An 18,525-nucleotide genomic window follows, 5' to 3' on the forward strand; every position below is an offset into this window, starting at 1 on the left:
GCGGGTCGCAGCATCCGTGGTCCTGTACGTCAGCCCTTCGTACTGCCCGCCAGCAGGCCTCGCACGAAGAACCGCTGGAGCGAGAAGAAGACGATCAGCGGCACCACCAGCGAGACGAACGCGCCCGCCGTCAGGCGCTGCCAGTCCTGACCGCGCGTACCCACCATCTCGGCGAGACGCTGCGTCAGCGGTGCGACGTCCTGCGTGCCGCCCGAGAAGATGAGGGCGACGAGCAGGTCGTTCCAGACCCACAGGAACTGGAAGATCGCGACTGACGCGATCGCCGGCGTCGCCAGCGGCAGCACCACTCGCAGGAAGATCTGGCTGTGGGACGCGCCGTCGACGCGGGCCGCCTCGATGACCTCGCCCGGGATCTCCGAGATGAAGTTGTGGAGGAGGAAGATCGTCAGCGGCAGCGCGAAGATGGTGTGCGCGATCCACAGTGGCAGATAGTTCTGGGCCGGGATGATCGGCACGACATCGTGCAGCCACTCCATGCCCGGCTTCAACCAGATCGAGAAGGTCTGCAGCAGGGGCACCAGCGCCATCTGGATCGGAACGATCTGCAGCGCGAAGATCAGGATGAAAAGCCAGTTCGAGAACCGGAACTTCATCCACGCGAAGGCGTAGGCCGCCATCGACGCGAACACGAGCGGGAAGATCGTCGCGGGAATGGCGATCGCGAGGGAGTTGACGAAGTACGCGCCGAGCTGCGGCGAAGAGCGCGACGGCGACAGCAGCACCTCGCGATAGTTGTCGAGTGTGAACCCGGGGTTCTGGAAGATCGTCCACCAGCCGGTCGTGTCGATGAGCTCGGCCGGTCGGAACGACGAGATGAACAGTCCGAACGTCGGGATCGTCCACAGCACCGCGATGATCAGGGCGGCGATCGTGGCGGTGCGCGACGTGAGGCGCCGCTTCACGCGGGAGGTCTTCGTACCCGCCGCAGCGTCTTGATAGGCGTCCTTCCCGTCCTCTGTGGGAAGGTCGACAGGAGCCACGCTGCTCATCGGATCTCCCTCTGCTTGCGGAGCACATTGACGTTGTAGACGACGATGGGCAGCACCAGCAGGAACAGGATCACCGCGAGGGCCGACCCGCGCCCGATCTCGCTGGCACGGAACGCCTGCACGTACATCTCGTTCGCGACGACGCTGGTGTTGAAGTTTCCGCCGGTCATCGTGCGGACGATGTCGAACACTTTGAGGGTGGCGATCGAGATCGTCGTGAGCACCACGACGAGCGAACCACGGATGCCGGGCACCGTCACGCTGGTGAAGCGCTGCCACGCGTTCGTCCCATCGAGCTGGGCCGCCTCGATCTGCTCGGTCGGGATGCCCTTGATCGCCGCACTCAGCACGACCATCGCGAAGCCCGTCTGGATCCAGATCATGACGACGATCAGCAGCACCGTGTTGATGGGGTCCGTCTGCATCCACTGCACCGGCTCGCCGCCGAACGCGACCACGATCGCATTGAGGAGGCCGATCTGCTCGCGCCCGGCCGCCTTGTACTCGTACACGAAGCGCCAGATGATGCCGGCGCCGACGAACGAGATCGCCATCGGCATGAACACGAGCGCCTTGTAGTACTTCTCACCCCGCGACTTGTCGATCCAGACGGCGTAGAGGAGACCGAGCGCCGTCGAGAACGTGGGCACCAGAAGCACCCAGATGACCGTGTTGATGAGCGTGCGGATGGCCGCGGGCTGCGTGAACATCCAGACGAAGTTGGTCCAGCTGAAATTGCCCGAGCTGTCGAGGAACGCCAGTCCGGTCGTGCGGATCGCGGGCCAGATCAGGCCGATCGCGAGGAGCACGACGGCCGGAAGCAGGAACCACGTCAGCTGCCAGTAGTCGCGACCCTTCTTCGGCGCGCGATCCATCAGAAAGATCAGGGCCCCGATGATCGCCGCGAACACGGCAAGGCCCATCACCACCTGAAGGATTTTTCCGATGAGATCAGCGGTGGTCATGTGTGTGCACCTCTCGTCCTCGAGGATGGGATCGGGGCGGGCCATGACCCGCCCCGATCCTCATGGATGCGACATCCGGCCCTACTGCGAAGGCCAGCTGGACTCGACCGCGTCGACCGCCTGCTCGGTGGTCGCGTTGCCGGTGACCCAGGCCACGATCTGCTTCCAGAACGAGTCAGCGCCCACCGCTCCGGGCATCAGGTCGGAACCGTCGAACCGGAATGTCGTCTCCGGGTCCTGCAGGATCTCGATGCCCTGCTTCAGCAGCTCGCTGCCGGCGTTCTCCGGGTCGAGGCCCTTGTTGGCGCTGATCACGCCGCCGAGGCTCACCCGGTTGTTCGCCCACAGGTCGGTCGAGAGGTACGCACGGACCGCCTCGACCTCTTCGGCGTCACGGAATGCGACGGGGAACTCGCCACCGCCCGTGACCGCCTGGCCGGCGCCTGCGTCGACCGGCGGCAGGAGGAACGCGTAGATGTCGCCGTCCGGGGCCACCTCGGTGCCCTCCGGCCAGAACGAGGAGTAGAAGGTCGCCTGGTGGTGCAGCGAGCACTCGCCATCGAGGATCGGCAGGCCGGCGTCGCGGAAGTTGGTCGCGACGATCGTCGACACGTCTCCGAATCCGCCGTTGACCATCTCGTCGCTCTTGATGATCTCGCCGACGCCGTCCCATGCCTCGACGATCTGCGGGTCGTTGAACGGGATCTCGTGCGACACCCACTGGTCGTAGACGTCAGGGCCTGACTGGCGCAGGACGTAGTCCTCGATCCAGTCGGTGCCCGGCCAGCCCGTTGCCTCCGCAGACTCGAAGCCCGCGCACCACGGCTGGCGCCCGGTGTCCTCGGCGATCTGCTCCGAAAGCGTCATGAGCTCGTCGATGGTGGCGGGGATCTCCCAGCCGTTCTCCTCGAACTCCGAGGGCGAGTACCACACGAAGCCCTTGATGCTCGCCATGAGCGGCGCCGCGTAGAAGACGTCATCCACCGTGCCGTAGGTCTTCCAGATCGGGTCCCACCACTCGTCGGTGTTGGCCTCCACCGCTTCGGAAGCCGGGATGAGCCAGCCGCCGTCGGCGAGGCGTGCGACCAGGCCGGGTTGCGGAACGATGCCGATATCGGGGGCATTGCCGCCCTCGGCGAGCACCGCGATCTGGGCTTCGAACTCTCCTGAGCCCTGGTAATCGATCGTGATGCCGGTGCACTCCTCGAAGTCCGCCCAGGACTCTACGAGCGCGTCGGCCTCGACCTCCAGGATCGTTCCGCCGATGGTCACCTCGGCGCCGTCGAACGTCCCGAACTCCTCGTAGTCCGAGCAGTCTGCGTCGCCGCCGCCCTCCTCGATATCGCCGGTGCAGCCGGCGAGGGCGAGTGCTGCGACCGCCGCGCCCGCTGCCATCGCGATCAGACGACCGCGCTTGTGCACTCTCATTCGTCCTCCTCTATGAGTTCGCGGAGCCACGCCTCTCGGGATCCGCTCTTATGAGATCGGGAACCGATTCCATGCTCACGCTAGGGGATGCCGCCAGGAGGCACAATGACCGTGGGTCACAAGTCGATAAAGCCCGAGCCTTGGGCTGGTGCGCCGGCGGGGAGCACGGCAAAATGACCCTGGAACCGGTTCCAGATTCCCGGGTGACGTCGGCGTCTCCGGGAGCGCGAGGAGGACCCGATGGGGGGCATCGCCGATGTTGCGCGGGCGGCAGGCGTCTCGAAGTCGACGGCCTCGCGGGCTCTCACCGGTTCGGGGTACGTCTCGGCCGCCACTCGCCAGCGGGTGAGGGATGCCGCGACCGCCCTGGGCTACGTCCCCACGACGAGCGCCGTGAGCTTGGTGACGGGACGCACCCAGACCGTGGGCGTCGTCATGCCGTCGCTGGACCGGTGGTTCTTCGCCCAGGTTCTGGAGGGCGTCCAGGACGCGCTGCTCGAACGCCGGTACGACCTCGCCCTCTACGGCGCGCCACCCGAGTCGACCGCGCGCCGCGAGATGTTCGAGCACTTCCTCGCCCGCAAGGGGTTCGACGGGCTGATCGCGGTCGGCATCGAACCCAGCGCACGCGAGCTCGAGCGCCTCGTCGCGTTCGGCAAGCCGGTCGTCGCCGTCGGGGGCTACGACGTCGGCACCAATGCCGTCTCGATCGACGACGAGGCGGCCGCCCGGATCGCCACCGACCACCTCATCGGCCTGGGGCACCGCGAGATCGTCTTCCTCGGCGGCGACCCCGACGGTCGCCGCACCAGCTTCGGCGACGGCCGTCGCCTGGACGGGTATCGCTCTGCGATGCGCGAGGCGGGGTTGGAGGCATCCGCTCGCCATGTCCAGTCCGAGGTGACGATGCCCGGCGGGTACGGCGCGGCCGTCGAGCTGCTCGGCGACCGCCGCACGCGGCCGACGGCCATGGTGGGGGTGTGCGACGAGGTCGCGGTCGGCGCGATCATCGCCGCGCGACGGCTGGGGATCCGTGTTCCGGAGCGGCTCAGCGTGGTCGGCATCGACGACCACGCCTACGCCGAGATGTTCTCGCTCACCACGCTGCAGCAGCGGCCGCACCAGCAGGGACGAGCCGCGGTGCAGCTGCTCATGTGGCAGCTCGACGACCCCGACGCCCCCACCCACCGCTTGTACGAGTCGTCACCGCTCGTGGTGCGCAACTCCACAGCCCCCGTCGACGACGACGCGTCCGCGATCATCGGCGTCGGCCCGCTCGGCACCGCCTGAGCCTCGGACCGTGCGTCAGAGCACGGCGAGGTCTCGGAAGGTGCGCGCCTCCCACGCCACGCGCTCCACGGCGTCCTCGACTCCGGTCACGACGCGGAAGGTCTCGCCGGCGGACTCGTCGACCCGCACCAGCGCGGGCGCGATGGGCGTCGGCGGCGGACCGGTGACGATCTCCTCGAGAACGCGGGTGAAAGCACCGGTGCGCTCGAGCGGGGCGAGCAGCTCGTCGGTGCCGCGGATGTGCCGGACGAGGTTGTCGAGGAGCTCGGTGCGCTCGAACGCGTAGGTGCGCGGGAGCGCCGCTCCGTCGCGATGGACGTGGAGGGTGTCGAGCGTGTAGACGTACACCAGGAAGCCCCGGCTGCCGCGCACGAGCACGTACGGCTCATGGCGTTCCGCGGCGGTCGCCGCGAGCCCGGCCGCCACCCGCGCTCCGCCGCGCAGGTCGATGACGAGCGAAGACGTGTCGTCGGTGGCGATGTCGTTCGCGCGGCGGAGGTCGGCGTCGATCCCGACGACGTCCTCCGGGGCGGCGGCACCGGCGATCGCGAGCGCCGTCGCGATCGCGTGGGCCAGCGGATTGGTCGCGACGCCGTCGGCGACCAGCCGGCCATCGAGAACGCGGTGCCCGGCCCACGGCGCGCGCCGCCAGTACTCCTCGGACCGCGCCCATTGCCCCACTGCCCCGTAGTGGAGCACGTCGCCGATGATCCCGGATGCTGCGACCTCGGCCGTCGCCGCCACACCGGCGCTCCCCAGCGACTGGAAACCGACCTGCACGGCTCGGGACGCAGCATCCGCCGCGCTGACGAGCTCGTGGTGATCGGCGACGGACGGCACCGGCGGCTTCTCGAGCAGCACATGCGCGCCGCGGGCGAGCGCGAGCCGGGTGAGGCCCGCATGGGTGGGGATCGGGGTGCTGAGCACGACGATGTCGAGGCGGACGGCGTCGATCATCGCGACGGCGTCGGCGAAGACCCGCGTCGAGGAGGGAACGTCGCCGCCGCCCCGGGGGTCGGCGACGGCGACGAGTTCGAGGCCGGAAGCGGCGAGCACCGCGTCGACGTGGCGGCGCCCGTGGCCGTGGACGCCGGCGACGCCGACGCGGAGGCGTCCGGTCACAGCCCCGCCTCGGCGCGCAGCGCGGGAAGGGCCGCCTCGACGGCACCGGCGTCGGCGAGCTCCTCGTCGAGGACGTACGCCGTCAGCTCGAGGCTGAGCTCCCCTCCCTCGGGGATCGTCCGGGGCGCGTCCCATGCGACGGACGGCCCTGCGCCCAGGTACTCGGCGAACCGCACGAACCACGGCAGTCGCTCGTCACCCTGGGTCAGCACGACGGTCGTGCCCCGTTCGGGGAAGGAGAAGGCGAGCCACGGAGTCGCCGCGCCGTGCACGTCGCGCTCGGTGTCGCCGACCGGGCTGAAGACGCGGGCGATCTCGGGGGCGAAGCGCCAGAAGATGCCGCCGTAGCCCGCGCCGTCACGCCCGTTCGTCGCCGGCGAGCCGAACGTGATCGCGTCGAGGGTCGCCTTGAGGCGGCTGCGCCAGCGCAGCGCCCAGCCGTTCGCGAGTTCGGCCGACCGGAGCTCGCGCACTTCGACGAGCTGCGTCGTGCCGTGCTCGTCGACCCAGCTGAGCCGCTCGTCGAGCGCGTGCCCGTCGATGTGCAGGCGGTCCCGGCGCTGCCGTCCGTGGTTGGGGACCATGACCGACCCCTCGCCGCGCACATACGTGCGCCCGCCCCAGTACGACGTGCCGTTGACGTCGGCGATGGCCAGGCTCACGCCCAGGTGGTGAGGGTGGTCGGTCGGCTCGGTCACGGTGAGCGGGGTGCCTGTGCGGGAGATCACGGCGTCGAGATAGGGCCGCGGCGACAGCACCGAGTCGACGTTCACGCCCTCCTCGTACTGGGCGACGACGGTCGACCCCAGGCGCAGCACCGGGCGGGCAGGACCCACCCAGCCGCTGGCGTGGGACGCCGGACCGGAGCTGTGGCGCGCCACCAGGACGGGCCGATAGAACAGGGGGTGGTCGGCGCTCTCGCCGTCCAGTGCTTGACGCATGCGATTCCAAGCCTGCCGCCCGATCTCGATCCGCGGGACCGACATGGTCGTCAGCGGAGGGGCGGCGAAACGAGACTGCGGGATGTCGTCGATCCCGACGATGGAGAGCTGCTCGGGCACCTCCACGCCGACCTCGCGCAGGCGCGACATGAGCCCGAGCGCGACGAGGTCGTTGAAGGCGATGGCGGCGGTGGCCCCGGTCTCGAGCACGGCGTCGGCGGCGTCGTAACCCGCTTCCATGCTCGATCCCGCCGGAATGGTGAGGAACTCGAGGTCGGGGTGGTCCCGGGCGAGCTCCCCCAGCCCGAGAGCCCGCTGCTCGTTCGCGTAGCTGAGGGCCGGGCCCGCGACGTAAGCGATGCGCCGATGGCCGAAGCCGCGCAGGTGCATCCCCAGCTCCTTGACGGCCGTGGCGTAGTCGACCGACAGCTGGGCCGCCGCGGTGTCGTCGACGCGACGGTTCACCACCACGACCGGCGTGGTGCGCTGGATCAGATCGCGCAGCTCGGCGTCCGGCACGCGGGGTGAGACCAGCACGAGCGCGTCGCACTTGCTGCGGGCCTCGCTCGCGATGTCGGCCTCGACGCCGACGGCCTCCGCGCTGTCGGCCACGAGCACGCGGTAGCCGTCGCGGGCGGCGGCGACGGTGAGGCCCTTGAGCACGCCCTGGAACATCGGATTCTCGAGGTCGGGCACCAGCAGCGCGATGGTGTGACTGCTCCCCCTCACGAGGCTGCGCGCCGCCTCGCTCGGCGAGTAGTTCAGTGCGGCGACCGCGCGGTTGACCTTCGCGACGATCGCGGGGTCGACGGTGGCGACGCCGTTGAGGACGCGCGAGACGGATGCCTGCGACACACCGGCGTGCTGTGCGACCTGCGCCATCGTGATCGGGCGCGACGTGACCTCGCTCAAGGAACCCCTCCTCTCTCCATAGTGGGCGTGTTCGGGCCCGGTGCGGCGCATTCGGGCCGATGACATGCGAGCGGATGACCTGCCCGCCGTGGGCGCTCGTCCCGGGCCGCAGTCCGCCGGCCCGGGCGGCGTGCCCGCCCGGGACCGGACCCCTCATCACTTCGGTCCGGCCCCGCGCGGTCCTGGGGACGACGGGGTCGCGCGTTCGGATGGGCGCGACCCCGCTCGTCGGCTAGATGGCGGCGTCGTCGAGCGCCCGCTGCAGCTCCGCGATGAAGCTCGCCGCGGCGTCCTCGGGCGTCACTTCGCCGAACAGCACCCGCTGGGTGTGCTGGTCGATGATCGTCTCGATGGCTCCGCCCCCCGGCGGGGTGGCGGGGGGCGCGTCGCCCACGCGCGGAGCGATCTTGTCGAGGAAGTCGACGACCTCCTGGTTGACCTCGTCGAGCTTGGGGGTGATGTACTCGCGGATCTTCTCGTTGGCCGGCACGCCGCGCTCGGCGAGCAGCAGGTCGGCTGCCTCCTCGCTGTTCGCCAGGAAGTCGAGGAACAGCGCGACCTCGGCCGGGTGCTCGGTCTTGGCCGACGCCGACCAGAACATCGAGGGCTTGTAGTACGCGGCGGCTTCTTCGCCCTCGTCCGGAATCGGCACCATGAGCGGCACGAGGTTCTGACCGCTCGCGTCACGCAGCGCCGCGACCTGGTTCGACCACCACGGTCCGAAGGCCGACTGGTTGGTCGCGGTGAACGATTCCGCGAGGCCGGCCGACTCGCGCTCGATCGTCGCAGAGGGAACGGGCGTGCCGCCGGCCTCGGTGACATCGAGCAGGTTCTGCCACCACGCGGCGAGCGTCTTCTCGGTCGCGGTCACCTCCGGAGATCCGTCCTCGGCGTACAGCGACTCGCCATGCTGGCGCAGCCAGTTGTTGAGGCCGCCGTCCTCGAAGCCCCACGACTGCGAGCCGACGACCGCGCCGCCGCTGGCGGCGGTGACCTCCTCGGCGACCTCGTTGAGGTCCTCCCACGACCACGTCTCGTCGTCGGGCAACTCGATGCCGAGGCTCTCGAGGACATCCACGTTCGCCATGTACGTGTACGTGTTGATGCCGACCGGGATGCCGTACTGCGTGCCGTCGAGCGCGCCGGTGCCGAGCACCGACTCCGGGAAGTCGCCGGTGGGCAGCTGGTCGCCGAGGGTCCCGAGGTCGAGCAGCACGCCGTTCGCGGCGTACGTCGAGAGCTGCTTCTCGTCCATCTGGATGATGTCGGGCGCATCGCCGGCCGCCACCGTGGTGGCGAGCTTGTCCCAGTACCCCGCCCAGTCGGTGTACTGCGGCTCGATGGTGATGTTCTCGTGCTCGGCCTCGAAGGCCGCGATGAGCTCTTCGGTGATCCCGTGGCGGACGTCGTTGCCCCACCAGGTGAAGCTGAGTGTCACGGGCTCGTCGGACAGTGTCGGGCCGGTGGCGGGGGTCTCCGCCTGACCCGCGCACGCCGTCAGCGTCAGCATCGTCGCTGCGCCGACGGAGGTCAGCAGCAACCAGCGCGGTGCGGTTGTGGTGCGTCGCATGTCTTGCATCCTTTCGACCGAAGTCGGTGAGTGGTGTTGGTGCGTTGTGATGAGGGTGGGCCCGGCGGCCCGCGAAGCAGTGCGTGACGCGAGCGTCACTTGATCCCGGTCGTCGCGATCCCCTTGATGAGGAACTTCTGGCCGAACAGGAAGATCAGGAAGATCGGGATGAGCGAGACGACGCTCATCGCGAACATCTGGGCGTAGTTGGTGGAGCTCTGCGCGTCCTCGAAGGACCGCAGCGCCAGGGGCACGGTGTACAGCTCGGGCTTGGTGAGGAAGATCAGCTGCGAGAAGAAGTCGTTCCACGTCCAGATGAAGGTGAAGATCGCCGTCGTCGCAAGCGCCGGGACCATCAGCGGCAGGATGATCTGGAGGAAGATCCGGGGGTGACCCGCGCCATCGATTCGCGCGGCCTCATCGAGCTCCTTCGGGATACCGCGGATGAACTGCACCATCAGGAAGATGAAGAACGCGTCGGTGGCCAGCAGCTTCGGCACGATCAGCGGCAGGAAGGTGTTGACCCATCCCAGCTGGGAGAACAGCACGTACTGCGGGACGATGATCACGTGGATCGGGAGCATGATGCTCAGGAGCATCACCGCGAACCAGAACCGCTTGCCGGTGAACGACAGCCGCGCGAAGGCGTAGGCGGCCATCGAGCACGACACCAGGTTGCCGACGATGCAGCCGAGCACGATCAGTGCCGAGTTCCACATGTACACGTTGAACGGGTAGGCGAGCGCGTTCCAGCCGTCGGTGTAGTTCGAGACCTCGAAGCTGTCGGGGATGATGCTCGGATCGCGGAAGATCTCGTCGTTCGGGCGCAGCGAGCTGACGACCATCCAGATCACGGGATAGAGCATCGCGAGCGCGAGCGCGATGAGCAGGGTATGGCGCACGATGCTCGCCATCGGCCTGCGGAAGGGGCTCCGCCGGCGGGTGCGCGGCTGGCGTCCGGTGACGATCGTCTCGGTCGCGAGCGGGGCCGTCGTGGCGGCGTCGTCAATCTTGGTCATCGTAGAAAACCCAGAATCTCGAGGTCCAGAACATCAGGACGGTCAGAATGCCGATGATGACCAGCAGCAGCCACGCCATGGCCGATGCGTAGCCCATGTTGTAGTTCGTGAAGCCCTGCTGGTACAGGTACAGCGTGTAGAAGAGCGTGGAGTCCACCGGACCGCCGGTGCCGCCCGAGACGATGTACGCCTGCGTGAACGACTGGAACGTGCCGATCAGCTGCAGCACGGCGTTGAAGAAGATGATCGGTGTGAGCAGCGGGATCGTGATGCGGAACAGCTGCTGCCGCCGGCTGGCCCCGTCGACGTCGGCCGCTTCGTAGTACATCGTCGGGATCTGACGGAGGCCGGCGAGGAAGATCACCATCGGCGAGCCGAACGTCCAGACGTTCAGGATCATCAGCGTGCCCAGGGCCGTGTCGGGGTTCGAGATCCAGCCCTGGCCCTCGATGCCGAATACGGCGAGCACTTGGTTCACGAGTCCGTCGACACCGAAGATCTGGCGCCAGAGGATCGCGATGGCGACGCTCGCCCCCAGAAGCGACGGCAGGTAGAAGGCCGACCGGTAGAAGGCGAGCCCGCGCAGGCCCCGGTCGAGCACGATCGCGAGGAACAGCGCGACGGCGAGCTGCAGCGGCAGCGACACGAACACATACGTGAACGTCACCTGGAGGGCGGAGTGCAGCCGCTCGTCCTCCCACATGCGGGCGTAGTTCTGCACGCCGATCCACTTCGGCGGGCTGAGCAGGTTGTACCGCGTGAACGACAGGCCGAACGATGCGACCATCGGGCCGATCGTGATCAGCGCCAGCCCGACGAACCACGGGGCGAGGAAGAGGTAGGCGGCCTTGTTCTGCTTCTTGCCGTCGCCCTTCGCTGTCTTGAGCTTGCCGAGCTCGCTGATCGCGCTCATGCGGATGCTCCGCGTGCGCACCGTGGGGGCCGCGTTCTGGGGCGGTGCGTCGTCGTCACCGAATCCTCCGGTCTCGTCTTCGAGGGTGAGAATGCGCTTTCTGGAATGCGCTTTCTCATTCTTGCCAGAAGGGATGCTGAAGCGCAAGTCCTCCGGCGAAATCAACGGTGGAGCTTGACAGATTCGCGAGAAAGGGGTTTCACAGAATGCGCAGTCTCGCGGGTAGGCGGGCCGCCGCCGGCACGACGAAGGCCCCGGATGCCGAGCATCCGGGGCCTTCGTTGATTCGCTGCAGAAGCAGCGCGGGATTACTTGAGGGTAACCGTCGCGCCGGCCTCTTCGAGAGCGGCCTTCGCCTTGTCGGCGGTCTCCTTGTTGGCGCCCTCGAGGACGGCCTTCGGAGCACCGTCGACGACGGCCTTCGCCTCACCGAGGCCGAGCGAGGTGAGCTCGCGGACGACCTTGATGACCTGGATCTTCTTGTCGCCGGCGGCCTCGAGGACGACGTCGAACGAGTCCTTCTCCTCGGCCTCTTCCGGAGCGGCACCGGCGGGCGCGCCCGCAGCGGCAACCGCGACCGGGGCGGCGGCGGTGACGTCGAAGGTCTCCTCGAACGCCTTGACGAACTCGCTGAGCTCGATGAGCGTGAGCTCCTTGAACGCGTCGAGCAGCTCCTCAGTGCTGAGCTTTGCCATGATGTTTCTCCTTGATTGTGGTTTTGCTACGCCGAGGCCCGATGTCAGGCCGCGGACTCCTGCTTCTCGCGCAGCGCGTCGACCGTGCGGACGGCCTTCGACGGAAGCGCATTGAAGACGTATGCCGCCTTGGTCATCGAGGCCTTCATCGCACCGGCGAGCTTCGCCAGCAGGACTTCACGGCTCTCGAGGTCGGCGAGCTTGTTGACCTCGTCAGCGCTCAGGGGGTTTCCGTCGAAGAAACCGCCCTTGATCACGAGAAGAGGGTGTGCCTTGGCGAAGGCACGAAGACCCTTCGCGACGGAGACCGGGTCACCGTGCACGAATGCGATGGCCGACGGACCCTTGAGGTCGTCGTCCAGCGACGTGATCCCCGCGTTGTTCGCGGCGATCTTGGTCAGCGTGTTCTTCACCACGGCGTATTCCGCGTCCTGACGGATGCTGTTGCGCAGCTCCTTGAGCTGGGCAACCGTCAGACCGCGGTACTCGGTCAGCAGAACGGCGGTCGAGTCCTCGAAGTGCTTCGTGAGCTCGGCGACCGATGCTTCCTTCTGCGCCATGGCCACTCCTTGTGTGAATGAGACGCTCCGCGGTGGCGGGGCGCCGGCCGAAGGCTCCCGGTCATCCTCGTCGCGGCAACAAAAAAGCTCCGGCGCAAGCGCACGGAGCGGGATTCCTGAATCCAGGAGAATCGTTCGTGACACCTGCGCGGGCCCCTGCGTTGCAGAGCTTCGATCTTCATGCGTTCGCACGCACGTCGATGACCGGCGGTCTTCGGCTTCCACAAGGGTACGCGATCGCGCACGGTCCGCCAAATCGAGCCCCCAGTGCGCGACGCCTCCGGAAGGAGGAGTCAGGTGCGCCAGGGGCAGAGGTCGACCTTGTGACCGTCGGCGTCGGCGAGCGTCCACCATTCGGGCGCGTGCGAGTCGTCGACGATGACGCCGCCCGCGGCGAGCGCGGCGTCGAGCCGCTTCTCGATGACGTCCCGCGGTCCGTTGACGTCGAGGTGCGACCGACCCCGCAGCGGCTTGTCGACCGGCTGGAACCAGATGAGCGGGCCCCGTCCGTCCTTGTCGAACAGGACGCCGTCGCGCACCTCCGAGAATCCGGTCGCCGCCTTCCAGAACGGCACGACGGCGCCGGGGTCGGGGGTGGCGAGCGCGAGCATCACGTCGAGCATTCGCGCGGTGTCGGCCGGGATGTCGAGTTCGCGCGCGGCCTGCGAGATCTGCGCGGCGAGCGCCGCATCCTTGTGCGTCAGCCCGCCTGCCGAGTGCGTCATGAGCCGCACGCGCACGGAGGTGTACCGCACGTCGACGTCGGGATGGTGGTCGGCCGCCTCGGCCAGCTCGGCGATCGCGCCGAACAGCTGCGCCCCGGCGGCGAACGTGCCGGTGCGGAACAGCGCGAACGCCCCGGTCACGCGCGGATGCCAGTCCTCGACACCGGGGAACGCGCGGAACTCGCCTGAAGTGATGGTGTCCATGCCCCGAGAATGCCACCGTGGCCGCCGACCGCAACCCCCTTGCGCGCCGCAGGCCCGGCGACCGCGGTGCGTCGCAGGCGGCGGATGTCTGGTCGGCGGCGTAGCCTCGAAGGGTGAATCCCGTTCCCTCCGTCGCGCACCCGTCCGGGCTCGCGACGCAGGCACCGGAGGTCGCCGCCCGCATCGTCGCCGACTCGCGCGACCGGGTGGCCTGGGTGCGCGCGCGGTCCCGGGGCATCACCGCGACGGACGTCGCCACCCTCACCTCCGACAGGGCGATCGCCCGCGCGGCCGATGCGAAGCTCCTCGGCTCGGGCTTCTCGGGCAACGCGTACACCGCGCACGGACGCGCCCGCGAGCCGGAGATCGCAGCGTGGGTCGCCGCGACCCACGGCATCCAGCCGTCGTCCGCGCTCTTCCACGCGGTCGTCGAGAAGCGCCATCTCGCGACCCCCGACGGCATCGCCGTCGACAGCGTGGGTCGCATCACCCTCGCCGAGATCAAGACGACGAACAAGGCGTGGCGCAGCATCCCGCGGGGCTACCTCCGCCAGGTGTGGTGGCAGCAGCACGTGCTGGGCGCGGAGCGCACGCTGGTCGCGTGGGAGCAGCATGACGGCTTCGTGCCCGTCGACGACGAGCCCCGCTGCGCGTGGGTCGACCGCGACGACGCCGAGATCGCGAAGCTCGTGCGCCTCGCGACCTCCCTCATCGACGAGCTCTACCTGCGCACCATGCGCGCACGGCAGCAGCCGGCACGCACCCCGCAGCCGCCCGCCGCGCCGCGCGAGCCGTTCCGCGCGCTCGCCCTCGCGGACTGACCGCTCGCGCAGCCGGCGCCGCACTCACCGGATCGTGATGACGCGCCGGTTCTCGGCGTCCCACACCCGCGCACCGACGGCTTCTCCGCTCAGGTGCGGGGCCCTGATCGTGCGCATGGCCGTCGCCAGTCGCACCGCGGTCAGCCCGCGCGCGAGGGTGATGTGCGGCGTCCAGTGGTCGATCCGCGTGGTCGAGTAGCGGGGCTCGGGCCTGCCGGCGAGCTCGGCCACGACGCGGTGGATCTCCAGCAGGGCGGAGGTCACGACGACCTGGCGCGTGAGCACGTACCGATCCCGGTGGCCGAGGAGCAGCACCCCTCCGAGCTCGAGGGGTACGGGGAGCATCTCGGCGATGCCGGCGAAGGCCGACGGCTCGAGATGGTCCCGCACCGCGAGCGTGACGTGGGGGCGGTTGCTGGGCGCCGGGTTGCGTCCTGCGCTCGGCAGGTCCGCGCCGAGGAGCCGGTCCCAGTCCTCCCGGAGCACGCCGTCGATCTCGGCATCCGGAATCAGTTCGACACTGAACACCCCTCCATCCTCCCGCGCGCCGGTGTCCTCCGCCGGACCCGGCTCACCGCGCCTGCCCGGCCGCCTCGACCTTCGCCGCCTCCACTGCTGCGGCCTCCGCATCGCCGTCGTCCGCACCCGCGTCCGGTACGCCGCCATCGACACCCGCGGCCTCGACCTCGGCACCCGCCGCTTCGGCGTCCCACCCGGGCTTCGGCACCGAGTCGATGAGCAGCCGCGTGTACTCGTGCTGCGGGGCTGCGAGGAGCTCCGCCGTGCGACCGCGCTCGACGATCTCACCGCGGCGCATCACCACGGTCTCGTCGCACACGCGCCTGACGACGGCGAGGTCGTGGCTGATGAAGAGCACGGTGAGTCCGCGCTCCCGCCGGATCCGGTCGACGAGGTCGAGCACCTGGGCCTGCACCGAGACGTCGAGCGCGCTCGTCGCCTCGTCCATCACGAGCACGTCCGGCTCGATCGCGAGGGCGCGGGCGATGGCGACGCGCTGCCGCTGACCGCCCGAGAGGGTCCGCGGCCGCGCGGCGGCGTGCTTCTCCCCCAGTCCGACCTGGGCGAGCAGCTCGAGCACCCGCGTCCGTGCCTCGGTCGCGCTCAGCCGGGTGTGCAGGCGCAGGGCGTCTTCGATCGCGCGACCCGCCGTGATGCGCGGGTCGAGCGACAGGTACGGATCCTGGAACACCATCTGCACGCTGCGTGCGTGGGCGAGCCGCTCGCGCCGGTTGCGGGGAACCGCGGTGCGCTCGCGACCGTCGACGCGGATGTCGCCCGTGTCGGCGGCCTCGAGCCCCACGATCATGCGGGCGAGCGTCGACTTGCCCGACCCCGACTCGCCCACCACCCCCAGCGCGCCGCCGCGAGGCACCTCGACCGAGGCGCCGATCACCGCGCGCACCGGCTCCTTGCCCCGGCGGGCGTACGTCTTCGACACCCCCGCAGCCTCGAGCATCGGTCGTGCGGATTCGTCCGGGCGCGCGGCGGGGACCTCGCGGCCGGCCGTGCGGACCACGCCGCCGTCGCCGTGCACGGAGTCGGAGGCCATGGACGACACGCCGGCGGATGGATGCTGCGACCCGGCGTGCCCCGCAGAACCTCCGATGCTCTGGTCCGCGGTCGAGCCCGGGGCGGCGCCGACGAGGGTCGGGGTCGCGGCGACGAGGCGCCGCGTGTACTCGGCGCGCGGGTCGCGCAGCACCTCGTGCGCGCGGCCCTGCTCGACGACCCGCCCGCCGCTCATCACGTACACGCGGTCGCACAACGACGCCGCGAGGTTGAGGTCGTGCGTGATGAAGAGCATGCCCATCCCGCGGCTGGCGCGCTGCTCGGTGAGCACGCCGATGATCTCCGCCTGGGTGGTCACGTCGAGAGCCGTCGTGGGCTCATCGCACACGAGGAGCTTCGGCGACGTCGTCAGGGCTCCCGCGATCATGACGCGTTGCAGCATCCCGCCCGAGAACTCGTGCGGGAACTGGCGCAGGTGGTCTTCGGGGCGCGGGAGGCGCACCGCCTCGAGCAGCTCGACGGCGCGTGCGCGCGCAGCATCCGTCGACCATCCCTCTGCGAGGCGGAGCGCCTCGGTGAGGTGATCGCCGATCGTCCTCATCGGATTGATGCCCGCCCGCGGATCCTGGAAGATCATCGCCGCGCCGCGACGACGCAGCTTCCGGAGCTCGGGCGCACGGGCGGTGAGCACTCCGGCGCCGTCGAGCACGACCTCGCCGGTGATCGTGGAGCGGTCGGGAACGAGCCCCAGCACGGTGCGGGCGGTCAGCGACTTTCCCGACCCGGACTCGCCGACGAGGCCGACGGTCTCGCCCGCGGCCACCGACAGCGAGATGCCGTGCAGAAGCCGCGTGCCGTCGGGCAGGTCGAGCGTGAGGTCGCGGATGTCGAGCAATGCCGGATTCGGCGCGGCCGGCGCGACGGCGGGATCGGTGACGGTCTCGGTTGCGTTCATGCCGGGGTCTCCCCACCGATGCGGTCGGAGAGCTCTTCTCCGATGATGTTGACGGCCACGACGACAACGACGACGGCCACGGCCGGCACGATCGCGGGCAGGAAGTGCCCGCCGATGAGCCCGGCCTGCGCCTCGTTGATCATCGCGCCCCAGTCGGCGGTGGGCGGCTGCACACCCAGGCCGAGGAACGACAGGGCTGCGAGCTCCGCGAGCACGTACCCGAAGTTGAGCGTCGACTGCGCCCCGACGATCGGGGTGACGTTCGGCAGCACGCGCCGCAGCGCGATCCACGCACCGCCGAAGCCCTGCACGCGATATGCCGCGACATAGGGCCGCGTGCGCTCGGCAGCGATGAGCGAGCGGGTGAGGCGCGCGACGAACGGCGCGTAGGCGATGCTCATCGCGATGACGGGAGCGACCAGCCCCTTGCCGAACAGCGCGACCGCCATGATCGCGATGAGCAGGGACGGGAAGGCGAACAGCACGTCGAACAGGCGACCGAGCACCGAGTCGATCCAGCCGCCGCGCCAGCCGGCGACGAGCCCGAGGAGGATGCCGAGCACCGTCGACGCGATCACCACGAGGAGCGGGCCCAGCAGGGCCGTGCGCGCGCCGTAGATGAGACGGCTCAAGGTGTCACGGCCGAGACCGTCGGTGCCGAGCCAGTGCGCGGCACTCGGCGGCGCGTTCACCGCGGCGAAGTCGACGGCGTCGGGGTTGTACGGTGCGAGGAACGGCGCGAAGATCGCGGCCAGCGTCATCGCGGCGAGGACTCCGAGTGCGATCGCGAACGTCAGGCTGGTGCGGGGCAGCCGCGGTGCGCGCAGCACCTTGACGGCGAGGGTGGGCGTCGTGGTCATCATCGGGCACCGGCTCCGGCAGCGGATCGCGGATCGATCCAGGGTTCGAGGACGTCGATCACGGCGTTGACGAGCACGAACGCGGTCACGACGAGGAGGACGATCGCCTGCACGACCGGGAAGTCGAGGCGGTCGACCGACTGCACGAGCAGCGAGCCCATGCCGGCGAGGCCGAAGGCCGCCTCGACGATGGAGCTCGCGACGAGGAGGCCAGCCACCAGCATCCCGCTCACCGTCAGGATCGGCCCGACGGCGTTGCGGAACACGTGACGGCGGATCACCGTGCCGCGCCTGATGCCGCGGCTGATCGCGACCTCGACGTGCTCGCGGTCGAGCTGGTCGATCATCGACGAACGCGTCACCTTGCCCACCAGCACGACGAACACGATCGCGAGGGCGATCGACGGAAGCACGAGGTGGTAGGCCGTGTCCCAGAAGCCTTCGCCCGACCCGAACGACGGAAACCATCCAAGCTGCACCGCGAACACCGCGATGAGCACGATGGACCCGACGAACGACGGGATCGCGCCGAGCACGGTGAGCCCGATGAGGATCGAGCGGTCCGCGAGGCGGCCCCGGTGGAGGGCGGCGATCGCGCCGGCGATGAGGCCGACGACCGCGATCATCGTGCCCGCCATCACGACCAGCCCGAGGGTGACGGGCAGCCGCTCGCCGAGCACCGCCGTGACGTCCTGCCGGTACTGCAGCGACCGCCCCAGGTCACCGTGCAGGAGCCCCGCCACCCAGTTGAGGTACTGCTGCCACGGCGGCAGGTCGAGACCGTACTGCGCGGTGACCTGTGCCACCGCCTCGGGGCTGGGCTTGCGGCCGCGCAGCAGGAAAGCCACAGGATCGCCGGGCACCAGGAAGCGCGAGAAGAACACGAGCACGGATGCCAGGAACAGCGTGAGCAGGAGGCCCCCCAGCTTGCCGGCGATCCGGCGGACGGCGATCGCCGCTCCTGCGCCGCCTCGGGCCCGCCGCCGATGCCGGCCGGGCCCGGCG

At 69.6% G+C, this 18,525-nt stretch carries 17 protein-coding genes; 2 read left to right on the forward strand and 15 right to left on the reverse strand.

Annotated features, from left to right (window positions below):
• Positions 1–29 precede the first annotated feature (29 nt).
• The 3 genes from AC3A46_RS04425 to AC3A46_RS04435 form a co-directional block, all read right to left on the reverse strand.
• Entirely contained in the window at positions 30–1,010 is a 981-nt protein-coding gene (locus AC3A46_RS04425) for a carbohydrate ABC transporter permease (RefSeq protein WP_487663999.1), read from the reverse strand.
• A complete protein-coding gene (locus AC3A46_RS04430; protein ID WP_487664000.1) occupies positions 1,007–1,975 on the reverse strand; it encodes a carbohydrate ABC transporter permease in 969 nt (322 codons plus the stop codon). Before AC3A46_RS04430 ends, AC3A46_RS04425 begins: the two co-directional genes overlap by 4 nt.
• An 81-nt stretch (positions 1,976–2,056) precedes the next feature.
• Positions 2,057–3,403: an ABC transporter substrate-binding protein gene (locus AC3A46_RS04435; RefSeq protein ID WP_487664001.1), complete on the reverse strand. Its 1,347-nt coding sequence runs from the start codon at positions 3,401–3,403 to the stop codon at positions 2,057–2,059.
• Positions 3,404–3,643: 240 nt separating this feature from the next.
• Here AC3A46_RS04435 and AC3A46_RS04440 point away from each other — a divergent pair, with 240 nt between their 5' ends.
• The gene (locus tag AC3A46_RS04440) at positions 3,644–4,693 is read left to right on the forward strand and encodes a LacI family DNA-binding transcriptional regulator (protein WP_487664002.1); all 1,050 of its coding nucleotides are present in this window, start codon (positions 3,644–3,646) and stop codon (positions 4,691–4,693) included.
• 15 nt (positions 4,694–4,708) lie between these two features.
• Here the strand turns inward: AC3A46_RS04440 and AC3A46_RS04445 are convergent, their stop codons facing one another.
• From AC3A46_RS04445 to AC3A46_RS04480, 8 genes are all read right to left on the reverse strand, one after another.
• The gene (locus AC3A46_RS04445; protein WP_487664003.1) at positions 4,709–5,815 is read right to left on the reverse strand and encodes a Gfo/Idh/MocA family protein; all 1,107 of its coding nucleotides are present in this window, start codon (positions 5,813–5,815) and stop codon (positions 4,709–4,711) included.
• Positions 5,812–7,668 carry a DUF6807 family protein gene (locus AC3A46_RS04450; RefSeq protein ID WP_487664004.1) on the reverse strand — a complete coding sequence of 619 codons (1,857 nt, stop codon included), beginning with the start codon at positions 7,666–7,668 and terminating at the stop codon, positions 5,812–5,814. Before AC3A46_RS04450 ends, AC3A46_RS04445 begins: the two co-directional genes overlap by 4 nt.
• 232 nt (positions 7,669–7,900) lie before the next feature.
• Positions 7,901–9,238, reverse strand: coding sequence for an ABC transporter substrate-binding protein (locus AC3A46_RS04455; protein ID WP_487664005.1), 1,338 nt, complete (start codon positions 9,236–9,238; stop codon positions 7,901–7,903).
• 95 nt (positions 9,239–9,333) lie between these two features.
• Positions 9,334–10,257, reverse strand: a complete 924-nt coding sequence (locus AC3A46_RS04460; RefSeq protein WP_487664006.1) for a carbohydrate ABC transporter permease — start codon at positions 10,255–10,257, stop codon at positions 9,334–9,336.
• Positions 10,244–11,170, reverse strand: coding sequence for a carbohydrate ABC transporter permease (locus tag AC3A46_RS04465; RefSeq protein WP_487664007.1), 927 nt, complete (start codon positions 11,168–11,170; stop codon positions 10,244–10,246). Before AC3A46_RS04465 ends, AC3A46_RS04460 begins: the two co-directional genes overlap by 14 nt.
• Positions 11,171–11,478: 308 nt before the next feature.
• A complete protein-coding gene (rplL, locus tag AC3A46_RS04470) occupies positions 11,479–11,865 on the reverse strand; it encodes a 50S ribosomal protein L7/L12 (RefSeq protein ID WP_203580323.1) in 387 nt (128 codons plus the stop codon).
• Positions 11,866–11,909: 44 nt separating this feature from the next.
• On the reverse strand, positions 11,910–12,425 hold the full coding sequence (gene rplJ, locus AC3A46_RS04475) for a 50S ribosomal protein L10 (protein WP_045300342.1): 516 nt from the start codon (positions 12,423–12,425) through the stop codon (positions 11,910–11,912).
• A gap of 293 nt (positions 12,426–12,718) precedes the next feature.
• Complete coding sequence (locus AC3A46_RS04480; RefSeq protein ID WP_487664008.1) at positions 12,719–13,354, reverse strand: 4a-hydroxytetrahydrobiopterin dehydratase; 636 nt, start codon at positions 13,352–13,354, stop codon at positions 12,719–12,721.
• 113 nt (positions 13,355–13,467) lie between these two features.
• Between AC3A46_RS04480 and AC3A46_RS04485 the strand changes: the two genes are divergently transcribed.
• Positions 13,468–14,175, forward strand: coding sequence for a YqaJ viral recombinase family protein (locus AC3A46_RS04485; RefSeq protein WP_487664009.1), 708 nt, complete (start codon positions 13,468–13,470; stop codon positions 14,173–14,175).
• A 24-nt stretch (positions 14,176–14,199) separates the two neighbouring features.
• On the opposite strand, the gene AC3A46_RS04490 is transcribed toward AC3A46_RS04485, so the two are convergent.
• The 4 genes from AC3A46_RS04490 to AC3A46_RS04505 are packed head-to-tail and all read right to left on the reverse strand — an operon-like array spanning position 14,200 to position 18,473.
• The gene (locus AC3A46_RS04490; protein WP_487664010.1) at positions 14,200–14,703 is read right to left on the reverse strand and encodes a 2'-5' RNA ligase family protein; all 504 of its coding nucleotides are present in this window, start codon (positions 14,701–14,703) and stop codon (positions 14,200–14,202) included.
• A gap of 43 nt (positions 14,704–14,746) precedes the next feature.
• Complete coding sequence (locus AC3A46_RS04495; RefSeq protein WP_487664011.1) at positions 14,747–16,660, reverse strand: dipeptide ABC transporter ATP-binding protein; 1,914 nt, start codon at positions 16,658–16,660, stop codon at positions 14,747–14,749.
• Positions 16,657–17,520 carry an ABC transporter permease gene (locus AC3A46_RS04500; RefSeq protein WP_487664012.1) on the reverse strand — a complete coding sequence of 288 codons (864 nt, stop codon included), beginning with the start codon at positions 17,518–17,520 and terminating at the stop codon, positions 16,657–16,659. The genes AC3A46_RS04495 and AC3A46_RS04500 overlap by 4 nt, the downstream gene beginning before the upstream one ends.
• The gene (locus AC3A46_RS04505) at positions 17,520–18,473 is read right to left on the reverse strand and encodes an ABC transporter permease (protein ID WP_487664059.1); all 954 of its coding nucleotides are present in this window, start codon (positions 18,471–18,473) and stop codon (positions 17,520–17,522) included. Before AC3A46_RS04505 ends, AC3A46_RS04500 begins: the two co-directional genes overlap by 1 nt.
• Positions 18,474–18,525 lie beyond the last annotated feature (52 nt).

The sequence above is a fragment of the Microbacterium sp. Soil_C_42 genome, assembly GCF_057656735.1.

Coding starts and splice junctions, on each gene's coding strand:
- AC3A46_RS04425 (WP_487663999.1), bottom strand. CDS start 1,010: ATGAGCAGCGTGGCTCCTGTCGACCTTCCCACAGAGGACGGGAAGGAC.
- AC3A46_RS04430 (WP_487664000.1), bottom strand. CDS start 1,975: ATGACCACCGCTGATCTCATCGGAAAAATCCTTCAGGTGGTGATGGGC.
- AC3A46_RS04435 (WP_487664001.1), bottom strand. CDS start 3,403: ATGAGAGTGCACAAGCGCGGTCGTCTGATCGCGATGGCAGCGGGCGCG.
- AC3A46_RS04440 (WP_487664002.1), top strand. CDS start 3,644: ATGGGGGGCATCGCCGATGTTGCGCGGGCGGCAGGCGTCTCGAAGTCG.
- AC3A46_RS04455 (WP_487664005.1), bottom strand. CDS start 9,238: ATGCGACGCACCACAACCGCACCGCGCTGGTTGCTGCTGACCTCCGTC.
- AC3A46_RS04460 (WP_487664006.1), bottom strand. CDS start 10,257: ATGACCAAGATTGACGACGCCGCCACGACGGCCCCGCTCGCGACCGAG.
- AC3A46_RS04465 (WP_487664007.1), bottom strand. CDS start 11,170: ATGAGCGCGATCAGCGAGCTCGGCAAGCTCAAGACAGCGAAGGGCGAC.
- rplL (WP_203580323.1), bottom strand. CDS start 11,865: ATGGCAAAGCTCAGCACTGAGGAGCTGCTCGACGCGTTCAAGGAGCTC.
- rplJ (WP_045300342.1), bottom strand. CDS start 12,425: ATGGCGCAGAAGGAAGCATCGGTCGCCGAGCTCACGAAGCACTTCGAG.
- AC3A46_RS04480 (WP_487664008.1), bottom strand. CDS start 13,354: ATGGACACCATCACTTCAGGCGAGTTCCGCGCGTTCCCCGGTGTCGAG.
- AC3A46_RS04495 (WP_487664011.1), bottom strand. CDS start 16,660: ATGAACGCAACCGAGACCGTCACCGATCCCGCCGTCGCGCCGGCCGCG.
- AC3A46_RS04500 (WP_487664012.1), bottom strand. CDS start 17,520: ATGACCACGACGCCCACCCTCGCCGTCAAGGTGCTGCGCGCACCGCGG.